Below are 25,849 nucleotides of genomic sequence, written 5' to 3'. Positions count from 1 at the left end.
GTATTAAAGTTTAGCCATTCATAATTAGCGAAAAAATAAGATACCTGTCGCTAAATGACGACAGGTATCTGTAGAAGTTGAGCCGTTTTTAGCTATTCAATTTGTTGCGTGATGAATTCACCTTCCTCAAGTTCGCTTGCGGAAGATTGTTTCGTTAATATGTGCCCATTGTAACCTCTCGGGGTTTCCCATTTCCGCAATGTCGTGTTAAATACACCTCCCAGCTGTACGAATATTCCTATGTTAGCTGGCAAAAAGTGTGGTATTCTATATTGATTGGTACCCATAGAGAAGAACGGCTGAGCGTCTCCGGTCTCTCTGTGGAACGGGCTATAATGGTCGTTGTTCGCTACGCGATAGCCTAAGTTATTGACAGAATCGATCGTTGTAACAGTTCCTGTCCCGCCGAACATCACGAGATCAACCGGCACGCTTGCTTCGTTAATATTTGTTCCAACGAATAATGCCATGCCACTTGGATGACCACTATTTGCCAATATGTTGGCATTGGCATCACCTAATCCATCCCCTCCACTTGTCGCATAAGGAATAGCTCTAATCCAGTTTAGCTCGGTAATTTGTGTAGAGTTTGCTCCATTGATACGTTTCTGATGCCCTCCGACATAGAAGAATTCTCCTTTTCTCACGGTACCTTCAGTTAAGTTGAATTTTAATGTACGCATGCCGCCTGTTGCCCATCCAGCTCCCGGAGGCGCACCTGCATTTGGTTGGTTTCCGCCCGCGTTGTTGGTCGTAACGACAGAGAACGGTATTTCGGAGAAGTCGATATCGGCGTTTGCACGAAGTTGGATGTACTCATAATTACCATCGCCCCCCTCCGGGTCAGCACAATAGCCGGTGAATATAAGAGGCATATCGCCCAAATCACCGGGTATTTCGGGGTCAGATATATCTTCAATATCAGTGGTATATCGTGGCCATATTGCCATAATCCCCTCCTTGTCAGGATCTCCTAAAAGAATACCTTGCACATTGATATTTCGAGGGACCTCCATACCTGAAAATGGTGCGGAGGCTAAGGTTCGAATATTTAAAGTATCAGCACCGTTGACCATTCTTTTGACACCGTTGAATGTTTGTCCGGCCTCCGGGCGAGGAAACATTTCGCCACCGACTACCTTTACTAAAGTACTTTCATATTCGTTAGGACGTTGATAGATAGCGGATCCTGTTACGTTCCTTCTGTAAAAAGACGATGCTCTACCGACGACTTCAATATCCGATGCATTAATACCATCGATTAGCAAAAATCCCTGTCGTTTTAATTGCTTATCTTGAATACGAATCAAAATCGAGTCACCTAGTCCATAATTGGACGCGATGCTGCCGACCTTCAGAGCTATTCCATGTAACTTACCGGGCCGAGCCTGCTGTACCACGATGACACCCTCTGGTGAGTTGCCTGATTCGTAGTCGGATATGACTACGCCGGTTGTCATATGTGCTTCGGAAAGCTTCTCCGCTGTCATCTGTACATCATCGCCCTTATGTATCTGCCTTAGATCTTCGATGGCAATATAGGGACTTGGAGTGCCGTTGATAAAGTCTCTTTTCTCGCACGACTGGGAGAGTAGTAAGTAGACGGGCAACAGAAGTATGTATAATAATTTCTTTTTCATCTGTATAAGTTTTTTATTCATCTAAATTATGGTCGTTGCCACCAAACCAAGGTGTTGATATTATCTGGTCCCTGTTCGGTTACCGCTTTCTGATAATTGTCGCGATTGGCTGTTTGTACATATACCGGATAGATTAATCGTGCCGGCATTTTTCCATCATTGAGATGTCCTGGGCCTATTGGAAGGGTCGGATGTCCGGTACGGCGGTATTCAAACCATGATTGCAAATCTGTAAAAAATAGAGCATAATATTTTTGTAAATGGATTAGCTCCATTTTCTCATATTCGCTGTAGCCATCATCCCATGCGGTAAGTTCTGTTGTCAGATAAAAGGGCGGTACTTCGTGATTCCAGAGATGAATGCTGGATATGATGCCCTCTTCATAATACGTTTGGGCTGGTTTAGCACTTACCCATCCTTTAACTGCCGCCTCAGCCAGAATAAATTGAAGCTCGCCGTAATTTAGAATATTTCCCATTAGAGGGTGTGACAATAGTCCCGTATGAAGCGTTGAACCGGCCACGGGAGGTTGGCCAATGGGGTATCCGCTCGGCACGCCGAAATAATCTCCACCCGCTAATGCTAACCATGTTTTTATCCGGGGATCACTTCTTTCGTTCAAATTATCAACGAAAAAGCTAGCCGATTTAGGAGCGTACCAATCCGCCGGTCGCCACGTAGCAAAAGGTGATACGTATGGCGCAGACCCTGTCCATCGTAGAATCGCCGAATCATCGTTACTGATCATGATAGGATAGTCTAGTGGCGCTTGATCTACAATCTTGGTGATGATGGCAGATGTATTTAGTTCTGTTTTATGGGATAAGCGTAACGCTAACCGGAGATAAAGAGAGTTTCCGAATTGTCGCCATTTTCTAATATTACCACCGAAGATCGGGTCTGCATTCTCTGAAATTTTAAAATCAGGAGCTAAGCCTCCTAACAACTCATTGGCTTCTTCTAATTTCTCAAACAAAGCCGGATAAATATCTTCTTGTTTGTCAAATGCAGGCGTGAAATTGTTAAGATCTTTACCTCGTAGAGCTTCGGAAAAAGGGATGTCACCGTAGGTATCCGTCAATATGGAAAATAGCCAAGCTTCACATATCTGCGCGATCCCCATGTACTCGGGTTGGTTGAGTTCTTCACCGAATTCATAGACGTCTCTAAAGTTTCGTAACTGGAGGTACAGGTTGTTCCAAAGGTAAACCGCTTCTGTTTCCCGGATGTCGTATCGAAATATTCTGCCTTCACCATCCCCCATGTTTACCGTTACCTGCATGAGTTCGTTGGTGACACGCTGCGCTCGGCTCATGCCATAACTGACGGATTTTGTGATTGCCGGTGCCAACAGGTTTTCGGGCTGTACTTTGGGGCTTGTATTCGGGTTGGTATTTAATTCTTGAAAGCCCTTATTACATGATATAGATAAGACCATGCTGGCCAAACCCATGGCGAGAAAATATATCGTTTTAAAAATGAATGTCTTTTTCATAACAGTATTTATTATAAACCAACTACTAAATTAAAACCGAACGTACGTGTAGCCGGGAACTGCCCTAATTCGAACCCGCGTGTAATCTCTCCATTTCCGAGTGTACCAAATTCGGGGTCGAAAGCTGGCCAATCAGACCAGATGAATAGGTCTCTGCCGAAAACACCTACCGTCGCACGTTGTAAGCCTATACGACTAAGTAGCGTCTTGTTTAAGCTGTAATCAAAACGTACTTCGCGAAGCTTTAGGAAATCTGTGGAATAGGATGTTCCTTCTACATTGTCGCGTCCTAAATGGGCATTGTAGTAATCCCATACATTGGTCGCAATAACATCGTTTGGACGATATGTGCCATCGCCATTGTCAATAACCCCATTCCCGATAATGCCGTTATAGCGACCTGGAAGGGTGTTTTTCGTTTTTCCCTGCTCGGATAATACGGCAGAAGTAAGGGAGTACCCCACGGCGCCAAAAGCAGCATCAAACATGAATCCTAAGCGAAACTGTTTGTATTGGAATTCATTATGCAATCCAACACGCCAAGCGGGATTGGTCTGCCCGATATATTGTACCTCTTCGGTAATGGCGGGCAGCCCATTTTCATAGATGATCTGTCCATCAGGTGCACGTTTATAGCCACGACCCCATAACTCATCCATGCGGCCGCCTACCCGTGCAAGAATCGTTCCGCGGCTTCCAGGTCCATTTTGGAGTATCATCTCGGTGTCTAGATTATCCGTTAATTCAAGCACCTTATTTTTATTCGTGCTAAATGTTGGGCTCACCGTCCATTGCAGGCCGTCCTGTATGCGTATCGGAACGATTCTAGATTCGATCTCAAGCCCGGTGTTTTGCAGGAGGCCAGCGTTCACAAGGACACTATTTGCACCGGAAGAACGGTCTACTTGGGCCGTTAGATGCTGATATGAGGTCTTGGCCGTGTACCACGTCATGTTTAGCGAAAAGCGGTTCTGGAACATATTAATATCTGTACCAGCTTCGTAGCTCCACGTCGACAACGGCTGTAAGTATAGATTTGGCATGGAGGTCGGGTTGGATCGTCCGCCGGGAAACGTAGGATCGACCGTATAATTGTAAGAAGTTCGGAAAGGTGTCATCGAACCGCTACCAACTTCTGCAGCTGATGCTCTAAATTTGACAAGAGAAAACTGCCTAGGCAATTCCACAACATCGGACAGTACAAAGCTAAGATTGAAAGATGGGTACTGGAACGGTTTCCCTTTACTCAGCGGTGATGCAAGGGTACTTGACCAATCGTTTCTAAGTGAAAAATCTGCAAATAAATAATCTTTATAGGATATAGTACCTAATGCGTATATACTATTGAATGCATAGTGAGAACGGTAAGGAGTGCTTACCAGTATACCTGCTGCATTCCCTAAATTATAGATACCGGGGTAGGCCAATGAATCTGCAGCATTGCGTTCCAATAAACCTTCGTTTCGCAGGCTACTTCCTCCGGCAGTCACACTAATTTTGATATCTTCATTGATTTCCTTGTTATATGTTAGCATGATATCTGAGGAAATTTCCGTATTGTTTATTGTTTGTGTGCGAAACATACCTTTTCGGAATTTCTCCGTATCGTATGGCCGTTGTTGGCTACGTTGTTCTGCATTTAGATCCATGGAAGTACGTGCCATCAATTGCCAGTTGTCTGAGAATTGATACGATGCTTCTACGCTACCTGTTAATCCATGGCGCTTGTTTTTATTTAGCATTTCATTGACGATCAAGAATGGATTATCTACTAAACTACTGAAAGGATAGTTTTGCAATTGGTCTTCTTGTCCGGTTTGCCAATATTGTCGTAACCAATCCAAAGGAGCGTTAGGCTGCCAGAACATATTCCAGTACATAAGCGATTGGTTGTTATATCCTGTAGAAGGTAAATTATCACTGCGGTTTTGACGATAATTAATTCTTGCCTGTATTTTTAGTTTATCGGTTACGCTATGGTTTGCCGTCAGGGAAACGTTGTTTCTTTCATATCCTGTATTGGGAATAATCCAGTTGTTTCGTAAGTCAGTAAGGGAGAAACGGAACTGGGTTTTGTCGTCGCCGCCATCTAGACTGATCGAGTTTGTAAACGTCGTGCCCGTATTGAAAAACTTTTTGCGCTCATCCGGGTAGGCTTGCCATAAAGTTCGTTCTGTTGCACGTGTTTGCGTTAAGGGGTCGTATTGGAAATAATACTGTCCGTCAAATTTGGGACCCCATGCTGAACTCGTGCTCCGCGTACTACCGCCATCTGGTCCAGCCAAGAACGAATAATAGCGTACCCCCTCTGTTCCCTGGCCATATTCAAATTGATAATCCGGCCATCTAGAAATCGATTCCATAGTAGCGTTAGAAGTTATTGTAACACCAACACCTTTTCTTGAGCGGCCTTTCTTTGTCGTGATAACAATCGCGCCGTTGGCTCCGCGCTGTCCATATAATGCCGTTGCATTGGCACCCTTTAATACGGTTAGTGACTCGATGTCTTCTGGGTTGATATCGTTGATGCCTGTACCGAAATCGGAAGGTGAATCGCCGCCTAGGTAAGCTCCATGACCTGTGCCGACCTGATTTCCGCTACTGTGAGATATGACAACCCCATCGACTACGATTAAAGCTTCGTTGTATCCGGTTAAGTTATTTTCCCCACGTAGGATAATTTTATTAGACCCGGCAGGGCCACCACCAGAACGAACGAGGTTTACACCAGCAACGCGACCGGATAATGCCTCTGACCAGTTATTAGGAAGCGCTTCGGTAAGTTGCTCCCCTTTTAACTCAGTTGCGGCATAGCCTAATGCTTTTTTCTCGCGTTCTATTCCCAATGCCGTCACCACAACCTCTTCAACTTCCTGCATAGCAGATGTTAAGCGGATTATAATTTCTCCTCCAACGGTGATCCGTTGTGTATGGGCGGTGTATCCGATGCTGGAAAATGTCACCTCGTTTCCCCGTGGCACCCTAATAGAAAAATTTCCAGAAGCATCGGTTGTCCCTAAGGTTTTGCCTTGGCTCGTTATAGTGACTGATCCTAGCGGATTGCTATTAGCGGCCTCTAGCACTTGGCCCCGTACAGTTACGTGTTCCTGATTCTGTTGGTAGATGTGCATTCGCTCGGTATTATTTGCATCTGCCGATGCAAACGGAGCGAATAATAAAAGCGCAGACAGCTGTAGCATACAACTTCGCTTGGAAACTATATGGCGGCTTAATGCTCTTTGGTCGAGTAAAGTCTTCATCATATTTGGTGTGTTTTGTTATTATTTCGAGTTAGTGTGTAAACTAGTGTTAGTCATTTTAACGTGCGTCCTTTTTCTTGAAACGAAACTCTACGAAAGGTTTACGTTTTAGACCATAATATATTCCTGTCTCTGTCGTATTATTATGCTTACTGCTTGAGGCTTACTTGTTGTTCTTTAATTTATTAGAGAAATAGTCAGTTTCAAATGCAATGTTAATTATAAAAAAGTTAATACGCAAAAATATCGTAAATAAATATATTATAACCGCAGCAAAACGAAAGCTTAGTAGTGTGTTTTTATCTGTCGAACGTAATAACATGATTGCAAATGATCGTTTTAGAAAATTGTTGCAATAGTAGATATCTCGTGTTAAGGGTATGTTAACAAAAGGTTATTAAAATATAATGTGTAAAATGGGCTTGTAGAGAAGAGAGGTGCCACTACAATAGAGGCATAAAATTTTATGCCTCTATTGGAAATAATCGGGGATAAACATGATTTTTTACGAATTCCGCTTCATCTGCTCGTCGAGCAATTGGCGTTTGAGCAGCTGCTCTTTTTCCAGTGATTTCTTGCGTAAATTCTGCAATTCCTCCTGTAGTTCAGCTGCGGTCTTTTGGTGTTCGTTTGTGTCTACCTTTGCCTTTCTGAAGGAAGCTAGCGTTATTAAAAAGGCCAATAAAAAGACAATAATAATACTCCACACCATGGTATGGTACGATCCTTTAGCAAAATCAATACCCAAAAAAGAAATGCTATCCGTCTTATGTCGTTCCGCTTGCAATTCAGCATCCAATGTGGTAACCGAATCCCGCAACGCATTTATGGTGCCTGTCGATGAAGAAGTGTTTGCTTTTAGCGTTGTAATCTCTTTTTGGTACCGTGCTATAGAGTCCAATACATTTTTTTGAACAATTTCTAAATTCGTCCTGCGGATAAGCTTGAAATCACCGGCCTGCGATCTCGACATCGTGCTGAGGTTGGTGAACTGTTCATTCAATGTGCCTTCTTGTATGGCGTAAGGCAGCATGCGTTTTTGTTGTCCGAATAGAGTGGTTGACAATACGATAAAAGCGAAAAACATGAGTTTTTTTAACATAAACATGGAGGTATCTAAAATAATTTCTTCTTAATAGAACGCTAAAGTTGAAAAATAAATAAGGTATTTGCAAATTTTTGCTCTTCGGGATGATGTTTTTTATATCATGTTTGCTTCTTTTGTTTGTAACTTCCGTGTTATAAAGGATTGTGATGATAACATTCTGTAATAATAAGATAATTATACAGAGGAATAATTGCAATTTTAATTGTTGTTTTGAATAGCCAATATCAAGGTGCTTTAGCGTTTAAACTTTATATAAGACACGTTGTTGCCCTGACGGATGCATTTAACATGAGGGATAGAAAAAATGAATTGGTTTTATAGATATGTTTTAGTTTTTTGTTTAAGTGGATTGGCGGGTCTGACAGATCTAATTGCCAAGCCCCTCCGCATCCTATACGTCCGGGACGCTGTGGCGAATGAACATCGGTTACGGTACGCGGTAGATAAAATAGCTGCGATTACAGGGCTAGAGGCAAACGTTTATCACTTTCAAGAAAATAAGCTGCAGAAAGATGATCTTTTAATCGGTGTGCTGGGTACAGGGGAGCAGTGGAAAAAGTTAGTGCCCGCGGTTTTACTAAAAAACCTCGAACACAAAGAGTCCTTCATTATTTATAGAAAGGATGAAACATCGCCTCTCATTATCCTTGGAAAGGACGAAACGGGGCTGCTATATGGCTGTGAGGAGGCATCCAAAAATACCTTTTACGGGAAGGATCCTGTTTCCTTTGCAGACGCACCCGAAATGGTGTTGCGAGGAACGGCCATCGGTTTGCAGAAAACGGAATACCTTCCGGGGCGCGATGTGTATGAGTATCCTTACACCGAAGATCTGTTTCCATGGTTCTACGATAAAGAGCTTTGGATACAGTATTTAGATATGATGCTCGAAAACCGTTACAATACATTGTATTTATGGAACGGGCATCCCTTTTCCTCTTTGGTTAAATTAAAGGATTATCCGTATGCACTGGAAGTCGACGAGGCAACTTTTGTGAAGAACGAGGAAATCTATCGTTTTCTGACCGAAGAGGCAAATAAACGTGGAATCTGGGTTATCCAAATGTTTTACAATATTTTGTTGCCCAAACCTTTTGCTGATAAGCACGGTCTGAAAACGCAAGAAAGAAATCGGATCATCACACCATTGATCGAAGATTATACCCGCAAATCCATAGCAGCGTTTGTCGAAAAGTACCCCAACGTAGGCCTGTTGGTTACGCTAGGAGAGGCTATGGAAGGTGTGGGGCAAGACGATGTTGATTGGTTTACAAAGACGATTATTCCAGGGGTAAAGGACGGGTTGGCTACCATAAAAAGTGGAATAGAGCCACCTATCATCTTGAGAGCCCACGATACCGATGCGCCGGCGGTGATGAAGGCTGCGTTGCCCATTTACAGAAATTTATACACAACGGCCAAATTTAATGGAGAGGCGCTCACCACCTATGAAACACGTGGAAAATGGGCTGAACTTCATCAGACATTAGGTAGTATCGGTACGGTACATATACAGAATGTACACATTCTGGCCAATCTGGAACCGTTTAGGTATGCCGCTCCCGACTTTATACAGAAATCGGTTAAATCGATGCACAAGACCCATTTTTCCAATGGTCTTCACCTCTATCCCCAAGCTTCTTATTGGGATTGGCCGTACACGGCGGATAAAGCAGACGAACGATTATTGCAGGTGGAAAGGGATTGGATGTGGTATAAAGCCTGGGCACGCTACGCATGGAAAGCTGATCGCTCTAATAGCGAAGAGAAAGCCTATTGGGCATCTGTTTTAAGTGGATACTATGGTCTTTCCGCCGAGGCGGCAACAAATCTACTAACAGCGTTGGACGAAGTTGGCGAAATATCACCTAAGATCCTCCGACGTTTCGGTATTACCGATGGCAATCGACAGACGTCATCTCTAGGAATGCTGATGACACAGCTTATCAATCCATACCGCTACGGGCTCTTTACATTGCTGTATGAATCAGAAGCACCCGAAGGCGAAATGATTATCGAATATGCCGAAAAACAATTTAAGGGCGAGCAGCACATTGGCGAAACGCCGATGCGGGTTGCCGATGAGATTGTAGCTCATGCGGATAAAGCGGTACAGGCCATACAAGGTATGCAAAAAGCGGTACACAAAAACAAGGCAGAGTTTGAGCGTCTGATAAATGATATTTATATCCATCAAGCACTTGCCGTGCATTATAGTTCTAAAGTAAAAGCGGCTATTCAGCTGTTGGAATACAAGTACACCGCGGATGTTGAGTCGCTTCGAAAAGCACTGCCCGATTTTGAAAAAAGTGTAGTGGCCTACAAAAGATTGACGGACTTGACGAAGGACACCTATTTGTATGCAAATAGTATGCAGACAAAACAACGGAAAATTCCGATGCGTGGTGTAGACGCCACATTCAAACATTGGACAGAGATGCTGCCCGTATTCGAAACCGAATTGCGTAATTTCCAGGAAGCAATAGACTCGATAGCCGCCACGGTTGGTCAACCTAAAAAAGAGCGGAAGTTGCTCAACGATAAAGAAGTTGCAGTAAAGGCAGATGTTCAGTATGCGGTTTTAAAGAAAGGCGCTAAACTGCATTTAGATCAGGAATTGGTTGTTACACACTTGGCTAATGAACTGGAAGGGATGAAGGCCGTAATGATCAATTCGGAAGAACAGAAATTGAATGGCACGACGTTGAAATTTGAAAGTGATCAAAACGTGAAAGTTTTGGTAGGATATTTTAATAATACGGATAAGGTATTTGCGCCTAAGCCAGTATTGGAAATTGATGCCTCTGCGAATGATTACGGGCAGGCAGAAGCTAAAATTCGTAACGCGCTACGTGTGCAGTACATGCCGATGCTCGACATCCACACCTATTCGTTTCCCAAAGGGAAAAATGAGTTGAAAATTCCGAAAGGAGAAGCATTGATTTTAGGCTTTGTTGCGGACGACGAGCTCCAACACGCTTATAACGCCGATGTCGATAATCAGGGCGATGATATGGATGACCTCTTCGGTTATTATGAAGAGACTAAACTGTAATAAAAAAGAAAACAAATGAGAATGAATAAACTTGCAGGTATGCTGCTGTTCTTTTTGCCAGGTACCCTAGCTGCTCAGGAGGAATTGAACAGAAAGCTCGATACCTACGTCGATAAATTTAATAATCAAGACAACGAGGCTGTCGTTAACAAGATTGATAACAAGAGCTCCGCAGCTTGGATGAAAGACAACATTCCGTTATTTGCCTGTCCTGACAGTGCGATAGAAGAAACTTATTATTTCCGGTGGTGGTCTTACCGAAAACATATCAAAGAGACGCCAGAGGGGACGATTGTGACGGAATTTATCGAACCCGTAAAACACGCTGCTAGATATAATGCTATCAGTTGCGCACTGGGTCATCATATCTATGAAGGAAGATGGCTGCGCAACAATGCTTTTTTGAAAGAGTATGTTGACTTTTGGTTGTACCACGCTGATAAAGGTGAAAGCAGGCCACGTTTTCATCAATTTAGCTCTTGGTTGCCGGATGCTTTGCTGGCCTATCACATGGTGCAAGACGACGAAGAATACTTAGCCAGTCGTTTGAACGATCTGGATAAAGACTATTTGAAATGGGAAGAAGAACGCCAGTTGCCGAGCGGCCTATTTTGGCAGCATGATGTTAAGGACGGTATGGAAGAATCCGTATCCGGCGGGCGCCGAGAGGAAAACATGCGGCCAACCATCAATAGCTATATGGTTGCCAATGCACGAGCGCTGTCGACGATTGCAGAAATGGTCGGTAATGATAGCTTGAAGCGTAATTACGAAACAAAGGCGGAGCGGCTAGCAACATTGTTAGTAGATTCACTTTGGGATGAAAAAGATAGTTTCTTTAAGACACGCCTTGAGAACGGCAAGGGTTTACACCCAGCACGGGAAGCTATCGGATTTATTCCCTGGAGCTTTCATATTGTGCCTGACCATCGTTCCTATGCCGAAGCATGGTCGCAGGTTACTGATACGGCAGGGTTTAAGGCTCCCTGGGGGCTCACCACCGCCGAACGCAGAGAGCCAACCTTCCGCACGCGTGGATCCGGTCATGGCTGCGAGTGGGACGGCGCTATCTGGCCGTTCGCCAGTACGCAAACCTTACGGGGGATGGCGAACTTTCTTGTAGACTACAAACGCGGCAACACGATCACAAAAGATGACTTCTATGAAGCCGTACAACAGTATGCCGCATCTCACGTCATGGATGGTAAGCCATATATTGGTGAATATCAAGACGAGCGCACTGGCTACTGGTTGAAAGGAGACCACCCTCGTAGCAAATTTTATAATCACTCGACGTTCGCGGATGTGGTTATTCAAGATCTTGTCGGGTTCAAGCCGCAGCTGGGTAACAGTTTCGAATTAAAGCCCCTTATTCCACAGGATCAATGGGCTTATTTTACCCTACAAGGTGTGTCCTACAAGGATAAGGTAGTAGATATCTATTGGGACCAGAACGGGTCAACGTATGGAAAAGGAAAAGGACTGACCGTCTACGTGGACGGCGAGCGTGTTGCTAGGTCTAAAAAATTAAAATCGTTAAAAGTTAACTTAAGATGATAAAGAGAGGAATTATTGCATTATGGTTGTTTGTTGCCGCTATGGGTATGTCGGTGCAGGCACAACAATTTTACAACGTATTGGATTACGGCGGAAGCAATGACAGTACCGGGCTTAATACCGAAGCTATTGCCAAAGCCATTGACGCCGCCGCGAGCAAGGGAGGCGGAACGGTCTATTTTCCGGCAGGTAAGTATATTACCGGCCCCATCCATTTTAAAAGCAACATAACCCTTTTTATTGACGCGGGCGCAGAGCTGCATTTCAGCGATGATTTCGATCACTATCTTCCGATGGTGGAATCTCGTTGGGAAGGAACCGAAGTGACTAACTTCTCTCCACTAATCTATGGTAAAGATCTCGAAAATATAGCTATTGTTGGCCGCGGTTTGATTGACGGACACGGCAAGAAATGGTGGGGGTACTCCGAAGTGACTATTCGTGAACAAAAAGAGGGAGAATTAACCAAATGGCAAAAGGAGTTTAAACGCCTAAACAAGGACGTGTTGGCGCCGGATTTGCCGGGATGGGTTGAACGCGGTTTTTTACGCCCGCCTTTTATACAGTTTCTACATTGTAATAACGTACAAATAAAAGACATCAAGATTCAAAACTCGCCTTTCTGGACAGTCAATCCGCAGTATTGTGATAATGTAACAGTTGATGGTGTGACCATAGACAACCCGCCTTCACCAAATACCGACGGGATTAACCCAGAATCTTGCAGCAACGTGCATATCGCTAACTGTCATATCTCCGTTGGGGATGACTGTATCACCATCAAATCCGGAAAAGATCGCTCTGGTCGTAAAGTGAATATTCCGGCAGAAAACTACACAATCACCAACTGCACCATGTTGCGTGGACATGGTGGTGTAGTCATTGGTAGTGAAATGTCAGGCGGCGTAAAGAATATCGTCATTTCCAATTGTATATTTGACGGAACAGATCGCGGTATACGGTTAAAAACTGCTCGCGGTCGTGGCGGTGTGGTGGAAAATATTCGCGTAAGCAATATTGTGATGCGTAACATACGCGATCAAGCAATTGTATTAAATATGCAGTATGCAAAAACTGACAACGAGCCAGTTTCTGAACGTACACCGTTGTTTAAAAATGTCTATATCAGTGATATGGCAGGAACGGCCAATCGCGTGGGTTTAATACTCGGACTGGAGGAAATGCCGGTGGAAAACGTGAGCTTTAACAACATCAATATGCAATCGAAATCTGGTTTTTCGATTGAAAATGCAAAGAATATCTCGTTTAATAATGTACAGGTAGATGTGGTAGATGAATCGCTTATCAAGGCGAAGAATATTGAAGGTTTACACATTACCAGTGTCCAAAATAATACACCAAAAGTAGACCGGCCAATGTTGGTGTTTGAAGGTGTGCAAAAAGCTAATATACAGCAAAATTACCCAAGCTTAGGTACGAATACATTTTTGGAGCTTATTGGGGATGAAAACAGCGAAGTCTTTATACATGGCAATAATCTTATGCATGTAGAAAACACCGTCAAGGGTTCTACGACGTCTACTGTTATAACCAACAATATCGAAGCACAAAAGAAATAATATAATATGCGTTTAACGTTTTTTATCCTTTTTGTAATAATAACCGCAAACCTGCATGTGCACGGGCAGCACCAACTATGGTATGATGAGCCCGCTAAGCAGTGGGAAGAAGCCTTACCTATCGGAAACGGGCGCCTGGGAGCTATGATATTTGGGGGAGATACGGTAGAAGAGGTCCAGTTCAACGAGGAAACGCTTTGGACGGGGGAGCCGCGGAATTACAACAAGGCTAACGCAAGCCAGTACTTGGATACCATTAGACTTCTGCTCGAACAGGGCAAGCAACAGGATGCAGAAGAGTTAGCCATGCGCGAGTTCATGGGCTTGAAGAGCGAAACGGAAGATCCGAAACCATGGTTAGATCGTGTAGGCACAGAGCGTGAAAAGCCAAACGGAGCGTATACTTTTGCATTTGATGATAGTCAATGGCCCAGCTTTCCGGTACCAAGCTATGAAGGCTGGGAGGAAATTGGTTTGGAAGCACTTGATGGCGCCGTTTGGTTCCGAACGACCTTTGAACTGACTGCGGAAGATCTCGCTAGTGACGACTGGCTATTGGATTTAAATAAAGCTAGGCAGGAGGACTATACTTACGTCAATGGGCAATTGATCGGGCATGAGCGTGGTGACCATACAAAACGTCTATACAAGATCCCCAAGAAGCTTCTTCGCGAAGGTAAGAATGTCGTGGCAGTCCAGATCATTAATCTTACCGGGAAGGGGGGGATAGCTGGATATAAAGACACCACGAACCACATCGGCGTAAAAAACGCATCGGGAAAATTTATTTCCTTGGTCGGGCGATGGAAATATTGGATACAGGATTCTGATGTACCAAAGGTGGGCTCGTATCAGGCGTCATATCAACCTTTTGGGATATTGAAATTCCGTTTCCCCGAAGGAGATACCGAATCCTATAAACGTAGGTTGGATATAGAGCGTGGCGTGTCGGAAGTTCTCTATAAACAAGGCGGTGTTGAATATACCCGCACTTATTTTGCTAGTCACCCTGATAACGCAATCGCTATTCGTATAGCAGCAGATAAACCGCAACAAGTCTCCTTCGCGTTAGCGCTGGAAACAAAACACGAAAAACACCGCGTCTGGAAAGTAGATGACCAAACGCTTGCCATGACGGTCCACGTCAAAGGTGGCGCCTTAGAGGGAACTTCCTATCTTACGGTGAAGTTGCAGGGTGGAACGATGACCGAGAAAGATGGTCAGCTGCATGTCCAAGGTGCGAATACCGCCGATATCTTGCTAACAGGAGCTACCAATTATGGTAACTATAGACAATTGATTCCTGCATATAAGCGCTCGGCCCAGGACCACCATCAAAACGTGCGAAAAAAAGGTTTTCTCCAATTACTGCGTGCTCACGAGCATGATTACCAGCAGTTATATGGTCGCTTTAATATAAATCTCGGCGGAACAGAGGTGCGCGCTACGCCGACCGACGAGCGTCTCGAACGATTTGTCACCGGAACAGATCCCGATCTGATAGCGCTTTACATACAGTACGGGCGTTATTTGCAGATAGCCAGCGCGCGCGAAGGGACCCGTCCCGCCAACCTGCAAGGGATATGGAACCCTTGGCTAGAGCCTTCGTGGGGGAGCAAGTACACCACCAATATCAACTTGGAGATGAACTACTGGCCCACAGAAATGCTCCAATTAGGCGAATTACATCATTCTTTGTTTCAAATGATCCGGGAATTAAGTGAGGCAGGAACAGAAACAGCGCGGGAATACTACGGCGCACGGGGCTGGGTTCATCACCATAATACGGATCTATGGCGAGGAACAGCTCCGATTAACAATTCTAATCACGGCATATGGCCTACTGGTGGCGCGTGGTTGGTTACCCACTTGTGGGAACATTATCGGTTCAACCAAGATCCAAAATTCCTTGCCGAATATTACGATGTCATAAAAGGTGCGACCCTTTTCTTTAAAGACTTTTTGATCAAAGACAAGAAAACGGGCTGGCTGGTGAGCACGCCTTCCAATTCTCCGGAGAATGGCGGATTAGTAAAAGGACCAACCATGGATCATCAGATTATCCGGGCATTGTTCCATATTTTCACCGAGTCTTCAAAACTGGTGAATAAAGATGCGCCATTGAGGGATTCCATACAAACGATGATCCCGCAGATTGCACCAAACCAAATTGGTCAATATGGGCAGTTGCAAGAATGGTTGGAGGATATTGATGATCCAGATAATAAACATCGACACGTTTCCCATTTATGGGGGTTACATCCCGGCAACGAAATCAATATGGACCAAACACCCGAGCTAGTTGAAGCCGCGAAGCAATCCTTAATTATGCGTGGCGATGATGGGACTGGCTGGAGTTTGGCATGGAAAATAAACTTTTGGGCGCGGCTAAAAGATGCACAGCATACGTATAAAATGATAAAAATGCTATTGCGACCTGCGGGAAGTGCAGGCGGTTCTTATCCAAACTTGTTTGATGCCCATCCGCCGTTCCAGATAGATGGGAATTTTGGTGGAGCAGCGGGTATTGGCGAGATGTTGGTGCAGAGCCATACGGATATTGTGGATATTTTACCCGCTCTTCCCAAAGAGCTTTCTCAAGGGAAAGTTAGTGGGCTCAAAGCGCGGGGTAATTTTGAAATTGACCTTGCGTGGGAAAATCATCAGTTAACATCAGTGACTTTGCGTTCACTTGCAGGTAAGCCTCTCAAACTTCGATACAACGGGAAGGTCGTCGAGATTCCCACAAAAAAGAATAAAACATATATGTTCGATACCGAACTTAATCTCTTAAAATAATGCGTAACATTGTTGCCGGTATTTCTTTATTTCTTATTTTCATAACCTCCGCTTTTGCCCAATCGCCGCGTCAAATGGTATCACTTGATGAAGGTTGGCAAACGATTATGGACGAACATGATTCGTCCCGTTATCAAGGTTTTGAGCAAGTATCCTTCGTAGAAACTGGGGATTGGAAATCCGTAGACGTTCCACATAATTGGGACCAGTATGGCGGATATCGTCGTTTGCTTCGCGGAAACCAATTTGGATACGCTTGGTACCGTAAAGAATTTACCATCCGACAGAAACCCGAGGGAAAGCGTTTCTACGTTTTCTTTGAAGGGGTAGGATCGTATGCTACCGTTTGGCTGAATGGAAAGCAGGTAGGGTATCATGCCGGTGGACGGACGACATTTACGTTGGATGTGACCGACGCGATATACGCTGATGGACGGCCAAATCTATTAGCCGTTCGTGCCGATCATCCGACACTGATTCGGGACCTACCTTGGGTAGACGGTGGAGGATCTGCCGAGCGTGGATTTTCCGAAGGTTCTCAACCCATGGGAATTTTTAGGCCTGTCAGCCTCATTGTAAAAAATGACGTCAATATTGCGCCTTTTGGTGTGCATTATTGGAATGATGAAACGGCGGACGAAAACGACGCAGATATACAGCAAACAGTAGAGATACAGAATACGTCAAACAAAGCTCGACGGTTGACCATTGTGACGGAGATGCGTAATGCAAAGGGAAAAAAAGTATATAGTAGCAAAGATGTGCAGCAAATCGATGCGCGGACAACGAACGAGTTTAAGTTGTCGGCCATTCATGTGGCTAGACCATCGCTGTGGGATACGGAAGATCCCTACTTGTATACAATGGAAACCATTGTAAAGGAAGGACGCCGTGTGCTTGATAGGGTGGAAACACCTTATGGGATACGCTCGATACGTTGGCCGAAAGGGTTAAAACCGGTCGGTACCAATCAGTTGATCGTTAACGGGAAACCGGTGTTCATCCATGGCATTGCAGAATATGAGCATAAACTAGGCGGCTCCCATGCCTTCACAGCAGAAGAGATATCGGCGCGCGTCCGGGATATGAAAGCCTTAGGCTTCAATTCCTTCCGGGATGCCCACCAGCCTCACAACCTCCGCTATCAGCAATTTTGGGATGAAAACGGCATCCTGCTATGGACACAAATGGCAGCGCACATCTGGTTCGACAACGAAGCGTTCCGGACCAACTTCAAAGACCTGCTGCGCGATTGGGTGAAAGAGCGTAGAAACAGTCCATCTGTTTTTCTTTGGGGTATAGAGAACGAAAGTACCTTGCCAGAAGAATTTACACGAGAATGTATGGAAATTATACGCTCCCTAGATCCTACTGCGTCTATTCAACGATTGGTGACAACTTGTAACGGCGGCAGTGGTACCGATTGGGACGTGCCGCAAAACTGGACAGGCACGTACGGCGGAGATCATAATACCTACGGCGAAGACTTAAAGCGGCAACTGTTGGTAGGCGAATACGGGGCGTGGCGTACCTTGGAGCTACATGCCGAACCTCCCTATCTCCCCAATCACCCGGTCTACAGCGAGGCGCGTTTTACGGAAATATTGGAAACCAAACTGCGGTTAGCCGATTCCGTGAAAAATGAAGCCATCGGGCACTATCAATGGTTGTGGAATTCGCACGATAACCCCGGCCGAATACAAGGGGGCGAGGGGCTTCGCGATCTAGACAAGATTGGGCCGGTTAATTACAAAGGGTTGCTAACGCCTTGGGGGGAACCGACTGATGCGTATTATATGTACCGCGCACATTACAGTAATAAGCAGGATCCGATGGTTCACATCGCATCGCATACATGGCCCAACCGCTGGTTGACGGCAGGTACTAAAGATGCTATCCGCATCTTCTCCAATTGTGAAGAGGTAGAGCTCTTCAATGATTTGGAGAATGTTTCCTTAGGCGTGCAAAAGCACCCAGGATTTGGTAGGCCATTTGAGTTCAATGGAGTGGATATACAGTATAACGTGTTATACGCAGAAGGAAGAAATGGCGGCAAGACCGTCGTCCGGGACACTATTGTTCTGTTCACCTTACCGCAGAGCCCGAATTTTGAACAGATGCGCGATGTATCGTCAAGGTTGTTGAAGGGTGAAGCAGATATGCATTATCTATATCGCGTGAACAGCGGCGGACCAGCCTATACCGATAGATTCGAGCAGCATTGGATGGCAGATCAGCCGTATACAAACGAAGTAGGTTGGGGATCGATATCTTGGGCGGACAGCTACGAGGATATTTCCTCAACTTTTGCAAGCCAACGGCGCATCTTTGACCCGATTAAGGGAGTAGCCGACTGGCCGCTGTTTCAAACATTTCGCTATGGTCTGGATAAATTAGCTTACCGTTTTGACGTACCTGATGGGAAGTACCGTGTAGAGCTGTATTTTGCCGAACCGTGGGTGGGGGGAGCAGGACTAAAAGACGGCACCGCGATGCGGCTTTTTGATGTAGCAATCAATGATGTCGCACAAGAAAAAGATCTCGATATATGGAAAAGCGTAGGCCACGACGCTGCCCTAAAACGTGTTTATGAGGTAACTGTGCAAGACGGGCAGTTGAAAATTCATTTTCCGCACGTAGCGGCGGGGCAGGCCGTAATTCACGCCATTGCTATCGCTTCTGCAGAGACGCAGCCTGCAAACGACAAGAAATTAACGCACTTTAATGCGATGCTGAAAGGCGGAGAAAATCTTGACATAAAACGTTGGATGGATATCGGACTGGAGTATGACTCTCTACAAAAGCTATCTTTCCAACAATTGCCTGGATATCTCTATGGTGCAGACTATTTTCCGATCAGCGACGTGGAAGGCGATCTCACCCTTTCTTTCCGTCGGCCGACAAACTTCTATCTCCTCTCGAATGAAGAGCAACCTGGATACGAGTTTATGGGAGATTCCATAATGAATAACAGAGGTGAATATTTACAGGTGTACCGAAAGGTATTGGATAATGACGAAGAGTGGCACTTGTCGGAAGGCACCAAAGCCGACCTCGTGGTATTCCAGCAGCAGAGTGGTTTGCAACCGGCGTTTGATCTCAAAGAATCTGTGACATATAAAGCGAATCAAGCTACGGCCCATCAGGACATGAAAAAAGTAGATTTTCAGAAGCAAGAACGTTTACAGTATACGGAAAATGACGGTTGGGTAGAATTCGAAATTAAGGTAGGAGTAGCCGATGTGTACGCCCTCATGTTAAAATACCATAACCCATTCGACGAGACGAGGGAAGCCACTATTGAGCTGATCACGATGGATGATGTGGTACTGAAACCCGAGGAGCGCGTTCGTTTAGAGCCTACCCGAGACGGTAAATGGAATTATATCGATACCGATACCGGCACGATGATCAATGCAGGTACTTACCGGGTCAGGGTAAAGTCTATTGACGCCAAGGATATTTATATTGATGCTATTGAAGTCAAGTAGTCTTTTCTTCATTTTTTTCTTGATAAAAAAACGAAGCAAAAAAATCAAGGCTGAGTATGGTTCGGCTATCTTTGTTTGACTATTCCTAAACAGAATAAAACTCACTTCGTTCAGGCATTATTCTGTTTTTAACGGAATAGCCAGCTCAAAGATGGCCGCCGAACAATACAAGGCCGTTTTACTCGTGTAATCGCGAAGCGATGTTAGCCGCTTTTAGTTACGTATTGTACTATCCCTTCTTTAACACTAAATGTCGCCTCCGGAACTTTGACATCTGTAGAAATTCATTCTTAGTAATATCCCCTCTGTCAAAGATCCGAAGCGACGATTTTTTTGGTTCTTTTTTGAGGGAAAAAAGAACATAAATCAATTGCGATTAAGATATCTCTTTTTATACTCCAACGGGGTCAATCCCATAACTTTTTTGAAATGGCGATAGAAATTCGATACATTGTTAAATCCGCATTCAAAGCAGATAACCTCTGTCGGCAACTTATTTTCAACTAACAGCCGGCAAGCATGGCTAATACGGATTTCTACCAGGAAATCGTAATACGTCTTACGGGTCATCATTTTGAAGTACCGACAAAACGAAGTAATACTTAGGTTCGCAATATTAGCAACCTCCTCCAGCGTGATATCGTTTTTGTAATGGGTATGGGTATAGTTAAAAATATTATTCAAGCGGATGTTGTCTGCTTCATTAGATTGATGGAAGGTCGTCTGTGTTTTGACAATCGTTTCGCACTCATCACTTTCAGCGAGTGTTTTCAAAATTTGCAATAAAGAAATTACCTTGCCGAGCCCCGTCTCGTTCACACATTCATACATCAACTGAGCGACTATCCGTTTCGTTTCGCCTTTAACGAGCAATCCACTTTTAGCTTTTTCAAATAACTTCGGAATCAAGTAAGACTCTGGGAGTTGGAGTAATTGTTTCCCCAGACAATCTGGAAGAAACTGTAACACGATCGCTTCGATATTGTAGTCCGGATTGTTCTGAAAATACTCGTCCTTGCACCGCCAGGCATGCGAAAGCTTCTCGCCAACCAAGATAATTTCGTCCGGTGCGAACTGACTGATATTATCACCTATAAAACGAATGCCCTCACCACGGATGGTATAATGTAACTCCAGTTCAGCGTGATAATGCCATACATTCCCAAAATTGGGCATGATGTCATGTCGGGCGGAAAATGAGTTTTCTAACTCTGCAGGAAGTTTTCGATATAAAGGCTTCATATGCTACCTACTAATTATGCATGAAGTTTATGAATTATGTACGATTATCATTTTATTTTTCGAATATAGCGTTTTTCTTTGTCTTTAAATGACAATATGCTACAATGAAAGGAGATTGTTACATTGATGTATAGATTTTCTAACAGGTGTTGGCGCCGTGCTAGTAGTAATCGTCGGCGGCTAAATTCAGTACAAAGAGCGGGCTTCCAGATAATATAATGTGCAACCTTTTGGACGGTGTTTTGTTTTTTTTCTAATATGATAACGAAGCCATGGTTCCGCATGAACCTAAGTGTTAGAATAGATTAATGATAATATATTATATTAATTGGCTAAATTAACACATTATTAACACGATAATGTTACGTTATTTTGATCCTACGATTAGCTTTATTTGAGCTATGGTGAGTTTGTTTAATGTTAATCGGTTGTTTTTTAGGTTGTTGGTTGTAATGAGAGGTGATTGCTAGTATTGCTCTATGCTTTCCCGTTTATCAGTTAGGGGTAGATTTTATTGTACGTTTTTAACAGTTCTCTCTTCACCCGAATAGCCAAACACGATATAATCATTTGTATATATGAAAATTAGGATGAAATGGTTCGCAGGAATACTATTTTTGCTTTTTTTGAGTAAAGGTTTTGCTCAGACAGAACAGGACGAGTATATCAAGGTAATTACCGAGCGGTCCGACAAGATTATCGCGGAATTGGGGATTCTAGATTCCATAACTTATTATCGGGCACGGGCGCTTGTCGTAAACCAATATGCGGCGATCAACGCACATCATGAAGCGCGGGAGGCGGAGATTAAAAAAATTAAAGAGAAGTTCGCAGGGCAGGAAGCTTTGCTTGACCAGACACGTGCGGCTTACGAAGCGGAAGAAGATGCGAGGCTGGGGGTATTACATGCAGCATTTATCAAGAAGTTGGAAGACGTGCTAGCACCTATGCAGATTGAAGGCGTGAAGAACGGAATGACGTATGGTGTATTGCCGCTAACCTATCGTGCATTTCAGGAGATGATTCCGACATTAAAGAGCGAAGAGAAAGCATGGATATTACTCTGGCTTACAGAAGCACGTGAGCTGGCGATGGACGCGCCGGATTCGAAGGGAAAACATCAGATTTTTGGTAAATACAAAGGACGTATTAATAACTACCTGTCAAAACGGGGATACGATCTGCAAAAAGAAGGTGATGCATGGAAAGCGCGTCGGGAAAAAGAGAAAACAGGAGCTAAGTAAGGTGTCAAACTGAAAGTAAACTTACCTACACACAGCAATTATAAATTTAGCGTTAAACCTATATTATTTCATAGAGAATCAGATAAACCATGAAGAGTCAATTTTTTTTGAGAAGGGAACTTTTGCGAAGAGGAGTCGGGTTGCTTTGCCTTTTGCTTGCTATATTTTCTTTGCAAATGGCGATGGCGGCAGGGTCGTTTCATCGTGAAGCGATACATTCGGAACTTTTTGTAAACGTCACAGGAAAGGTAATAGACCCGGACGGAAATCCTGTGATAGGAGCCACTGTTTCTATAAAAGGGACGACGACGGGCACTAAAACAGACGTAGATGGTGTTTTTAGAATAAACCTACCACAGGGAGATGAGATATTGGTGATTAGCTACGTGGGGTATAAAACCCAAGAGTATCCAGTAAACAACCAGAAGAACGTATCCGTGACTTTAGAACCTGTTGATGCATTGGACGAAGTCGTGGTAGTAGGATACGGCACACAGAAAAAAGCCCACTTGACGGGTGCGGTGGAGACAGTGGACATGGAAGCCATCCAGGATTTACCTGCCACTAATATCGGGGCAGCGCTTACCGGACGTATCGCCGGTTTAGGGGTGTCTGGAGGAACAGCGAGACCGGGCTCCAAGGCGACATTGGAAGTTCGTACGCCCATCCCCTTCGGAAAGGACGCAGGGACGACAGAGCCGCTGTATGTGATTGACGGTATGATCCAGGTGAACGAGCAAAACGTTCCTGAATCAACATTGTTTAACAACTTAGACCCTTCGGAAATTGAGAGCATCTCGATCCTAAAGGACGGAGCGGCCGCCGTATATGGCGTGCGTGGTGCAAATGGCGTCGTGTTGGTGACGACCAAACGAGGGAAAGAGGGGCAACCTAAAATTTCCTATAACGGATCATATGCGATCAATGATGCCGTTTCACATGCCAAAATGATGAATGCATACGAATTTGGTCAGTACTTTAATATCATGAATGGTAAAAATGGAGCCAATGTCTTGCCGACGGATGATAACTACCCCAACCGGATTTTTAGCGAAGACGAGCTGGAGCATTTTAAAACGATAGATTATAATTGGTTGGACGATGCTTGGAAGGCTTCTTACAATACCCGCCATGCGCTTAGCGTAAGTGGAGGAAGCGATCGTGCGACTTACTTTGGAGGCGTTACCTATAGTAAACAAAACGGGAACTTGGGAACTTTGGATTATAACAAGTGGAATTTCCGAGCCGGAACGGATGTGAAGGTTTCCTCTAATTTTAAAGTCGCATTGCAGGTTTCGGGTAATGAGGATCAGCTGGATAAAACCTTTAACAAAGTGTCTGGGGAAGGGCCTGAGGACGACTATAGGAATCTCCTTTTGGCAGCGCCATATGTACCTGCATTCATCGACGGCATGCCGGCGAAATTACCAGGAACGGCCAACGATTTGTCCGCGTATCATTTTTTCGAAATTGAGCGCTTAGGCAACTTAGCAGAGACCGATTCCCGTTTCTTCTCTGTCAACATTTCGGCGGAGTACGAAGCACCATTTTTGGAAGGTCTGAAAGCACGAGCCACCTATTCACGTAATACGCGGCATTCGGTAGGTAGTCAGATCGGGACCAAGTACGATTTATATCAGTTTATTGGGAGAGGGCAACATAATCACATCTACGAGGGGGCGACTTTAGATAGACCGATTACGGTAAGTAATGGGAACCGTCTGTACTACTCCAATAGAAGTGGGAACAATACACAGATAAACTTCTTTTTAACCTACGAAAAACAAATAGGGAAACATAACTTTAATGGTTTGTTCTCCGTAGAGCGAGGTGAAGCCGAAGGGCAACAGGAAGATGTATGGAAATCAGATCCATTAGAGACAACAAACGGACAATTCGGTACGGCTTTTGGCGAGGTTGATGGTCGTACTTTTGCCAATGAATCTGGCTCATTGGGGTATATCGGTCGTGTAAACTACCGCTACGGCGAGAAATATCTGGCAGAATTTTTATTCCGTACAGATGCTTCCACCAAGTTTGCGCCAGAAAACTATTGGGGTAGATTTTATTCTCTTTCTGCTGGATGGGTGGTGAGTGAGGAAGACTTCTTCAAAAGTGTAAAAGGTATTGATTACCTAAAGTTCCGGTATTCGGCGGGATTGATGGGGAATGACCAGTTTCCGGCTTGGAATTGGAGACAACGATTTTCCTACCAAGTTGGAAAGGGCCCGGTTTTCGGCGGCGATGAAAATGCGAATACGGGTATGTCCATGGGAAGATCTCCGAACCGGGACGCGACCTGGAGTGATGAGTTTAAGAATAATTTGGGGATAGAAGCTCGTTTCTTAAACAGCCGCCTATCCACTACGATCGATGGGTATTTTAATAAAGGGACTAATATCTTGCTGGAACGTATCGGTAATATGCCGGTAACCGTGGGAGGATCTATCGCACCAGAAAACTACGCCGCGGTCAATTCATATGGGTACGAGATTAGTTTAGGCTGGAATGATCGCATAGGTAAAGATTTTCGGTACGGCGTGAGCACGCGTTTTTCTTGGGGTGACTCCAAAATTATTACGATGGACAGATCTGCTGCTGATCAAGCTTATCCGTGGGTACCTTCCGAAGGAACTTCTGCAGATGTGGGGAAATGGGGGCATGATTACTTAGGAATGTTTAAAAGTCAAGAGGAAATTGATGCCTATGTCAGCGAATATAATATCACTTCTGTCTTCGGAACAGCTGTAGATCAATTGAAACCGGGAATGTTATATTACCGCGATGTGCGAGGCCCATTGCAAGCTGATGGAACCTTTGCCGAACCGGATGGTGTTATTGATGATAATGACTGGGTGAAGTTGAGCGACAGGGAAGCAAACAACTATGGATTCGGTATTACACTGAAAGCAGGGTACAAAAGCTTCTCGTTTGAGACGGTGATTGCTGGCTCGTTTGGTGGCTGGGCTGAAATAGGCGGTTCCGAACGAAAGAAACTGAATAATGACATTTCACGGGTGTATGATAACCGTCCGATCATTTGGAACGATATATGGGATCCAGAGTTGAATCCTAATGGAACAATGCCGAATCCGAACTGGGAGAATATGTATAATCTGAGTTCGAATTTCTGGAAAGTGAGTCCATTTCGTATGCAAGTAACCAGTTTTAACTTAGGCTATTCATTACCGGCCCAGTTGTTAGATAACTTAAAAGTGTCAAACGCTCGACTATACTTTTCAGCTATCAATCCACTTGGACTATATCAGGCATATAGTTATAGAGACACCTATGGAGGCGCTTGGAATAGTTATCCCAATCTAAAGACCTTCTCGTTTGGTCTTAACCTTACTTTGTAAACTGAAAATAGACGACAC

Annotated in this window: 12 protein-coding genes; 7 read left to right on the top strand and 5 right to left on the bottom strand. The window is 44.4% G+C overall.

Going from position 1 to position 25,849, the window contains the following annotated elements:
- Positions 1-92 precede the first annotated feature (92 nt).
- From C5745_RS01445 to C5745_RS01430, 4 genes are all read right to left on the bottom strand, one after another.
- On the bottom strand, positions 93-1,640 hold the full coding sequence (locus C5745_RS01445) for a DUF5689 domain-containing protein (RefSeq protein WP_133166267.1): 1,548 nt from the start codon (positions 1,638-1,640) through the stop codon (positions 93-95).
- A 26-nt stretch (positions 1,641-1,666) separates the two neighbouring features.
- Positions 1,667-3,136 (bottom strand): SusD/RagB family nutrient-binding outer membrane lipoprotein, encoded by a 1,470-nt coding sequence (locus C5745_RS01440; protein WP_105715155.1) that lies wholly within the window; start codon positions 3,134-3,136, stop codon positions 1,667-1,669.
- Between the two features lie 11 nt (positions 3,137-3,147).
- Positions 3,148-6,399, bottom strand: a complete 3,252-nt coding sequence (locus tag C5745_RS01435) for a SusC/RagA family TonB-linked outer membrane protein (RefSeq protein ID WP_243403213.1) — start codon at positions 6,397-6,399, stop codon at positions 3,148-3,150.
- Between the two features lie 502 nt (positions 6,400-6,901).
- A complete protein-coding gene (locus C5745_RS01430) occupies positions 6,902-7,498 on the bottom strand; it encodes a hypothetical protein (RefSeq protein WP_133166266.1) in 597 nt (198 codons plus the stop codon).
- Between the two features lie 310 nt (positions 7,499-7,808).
- Between C5745_RS01430 and C5745_RS01425 the strand changes: the two genes are divergently transcribed.
- Genes C5745_RS01425 through C5745_RS01405 form a run of 5 tightly spaced genes read left to right on the top strand, consistent with a single transcriptional unit; the run spans position 7,809 to position 19,986 of the window.
- Positions 7,809-10,559, top strand: coding sequence for an alpha-d-galacturonidase (locus C5745_RS01425; protein ID WP_105715152.1), 2,751 nt, complete (start codon positions 7,809-7,811; stop codon positions 10,557-10,559).
- Positions 10,560-10,580: 21 nt separating this feature from the next.
- A complete protein-coding gene (locus C5745_RS01420) occupies positions 10,581-12,116 on the top strand; it encodes an MGH1-like glycoside hydrolase domain-containing protein (protein ID WP_207795682.1) in 1,536 nt (511 codons plus the stop codon).
- Positions 12,113-13,696: a glycoside hydrolase family 28 protein gene (locus C5745_RS01415; protein ID WP_105715151.1), complete on the top strand. Its 1,584-nt coding sequence runs from the start codon at positions 12,113-12,115 to the stop codon at positions 13,694-13,696. Before C5745_RS01420 ends, C5745_RS01415 begins: the two co-directional genes overlap by 4 nt.
- Before the next feature lie 6 nt (positions 13,697-13,702).
- Positions 13,703-16,495, top strand: a complete 2,793-nt coding sequence (locus C5745_RS01410) for a glycoside hydrolase family 95 protein (RefSeq protein WP_105715150.1) — start codon at positions 13,703-13,705, stop codon at positions 16,493-16,495.
- Positions 16,495-19,986: a malectin domain-containing carbohydrate-binding protein gene (locus C5745_RS01405; RefSeq protein WP_105715149.1), complete on the top strand. Its 3,492-nt coding sequence runs from the start codon at positions 16,495-16,497 to the stop codon at positions 19,984-19,986. The genes C5745_RS01410 and C5745_RS01405 overlap by 1 nt, the downstream gene beginning before the upstream one ends.
- A 366-nt stretch (positions 19,987-20,352) precedes the next feature.
- On the opposite strand, the gene C5745_RS01400 is transcribed toward C5745_RS01405, so the two are convergent.
- On the bottom strand, positions 20,353-21,228 hold the full coding sequence (locus C5745_RS01400; RefSeq protein ID WP_105715148.1) for an AraC family transcriptional regulator: 876 nt from the start codon (positions 21,226-21,228) through the stop codon (positions 20,353-20,355).
- A gap of 590 nt (positions 21,229-21,818) precedes the next feature.
- Between C5745_RS01400 and C5745_RS01395 the strand changes: the two genes are divergently transcribed.
- The gene (locus C5745_RS01395) at positions 21,819-22,472 is read left to right on the top strand and encodes a DUF3826 domain-containing protein (RefSeq protein WP_105715147.1); all 654 of its coding nucleotides are present in this window, start codon (positions 21,819-21,821) and stop codon (positions 22,470-22,472) included.
- Positions 22,473-22,561: 89 nt separating this feature from the next.
- Entirely contained in the window at positions 22,562-25,831 is a 3,270-nt protein-coding gene (locus tag C5745_RS01390) for a SusC/RagA family TonB-linked outer membrane protein (RefSeq protein ID WP_105715146.1), read from the top strand.
- The last annotated feature ends 18 nt before the right edge of the window (positions 25,832-25,849 follow it).

It is taken from the genome of Sphingobacterium haloxyli (assembly GCF_002980525.1).
Classification (GTDB): domain Bacteria; phylum Bacteroidota; class Bacteroidia; order Sphingobacteriales; family Sphingobacteriaceae; genus Sphingobacterium; species Sphingobacterium haloxyli.
This window is presented reverse-complemented; position numbering and strand designations above follow the sequence as displayed.

What these genes read in the sequence shown, in the direction of transcription:
- C5745_RS01390 (WP_105715146.1), top strand. Translation starts at nt 22,562, where the DNA reads ATGAAGAGTCAATTTTTTTTGAGAAGGGAACTTTTGCGAAGAGGAGTC.
- C5745_RS01405 (WP_105715149.1), top strand. Translation starts at nt 16,495, where the DNA reads ATGCGTAACATTGTTGCCGGTATTTCTTTATTTCTTATTTTCATAACC.
- C5745_RS01395 (WP_105715147.1), top strand. Translation starts at nt 21,819, where the DNA reads ATGAAATGGTTCGCAGGAATACTATTTTTGCTTTTTTTGAGTAAAGGT.
- C5745_RS01410 (WP_105715150.1), top strand. Translation starts at nt 13,703, where the DNA reads ATGCGTTTAACGTTTTTTATCCTTTTTGTAATAATAACCGCAAACCTG.
- C5745_RS01440 (WP_105715155.1), bottom strand. Translation starts at nt 3,136, where the DNA reads ATGAAAAAGACATTCATTTTTAAAACGATATATTTTCTCGCCATGGGT.
- C5745_RS01430 (WP_133166266.1), bottom strand. Translation starts at nt 7,498, where the DNA reads ATGTTAAAAAAACTCATGTTTTTCGCTTTTATCGTATTGTCAACCACT.
- C5745_RS01400 (WP_105715148.1), bottom strand. Translation starts at nt 21,228, where the DNA reads ATGAAGCCTTTATATCGAAAACTTCCTGCAGAGTTAGAAAACTCATTT.
- C5745_RS01445 (WP_133166267.1), bottom strand. Translation starts at nt 1,640, where the DNA reads ATGAAAAAGAAATTATTATACATACTTCTGTTGCCCGTCTACTTACTA.
- C5745_RS01435 (WP_243403213.1), bottom strand. Translation starts at nt 6,399, where the DNA reads ATGATGAAGACTTTACTCGACCAAAGAGCATTAAGCCGCCATATAGTT.
- C5745_RS01420 (WP_207795682.1), top strand. Translation starts at nt 10,581, where the DNA reads ATGAATAAACTTGCAGGTATGCTGCTGTTCTTTTTGCCAGGTACCCTA.
- C5745_RS01415 (WP_105715151.1), top strand. Translation starts at nt 12,113, where the DNA reads ATGATAAAGAGAGGAATTATTGCATTATGGTTGTTTGTTGCCGCTATG.
- C5745_RS01425 (WP_105715152.1), top strand. Translation starts at nt 7,809, where the DNA reads ATGAATTGGTTTTATAGATATGTTTTAGTTTTTTGTTTAAGTGGATTG.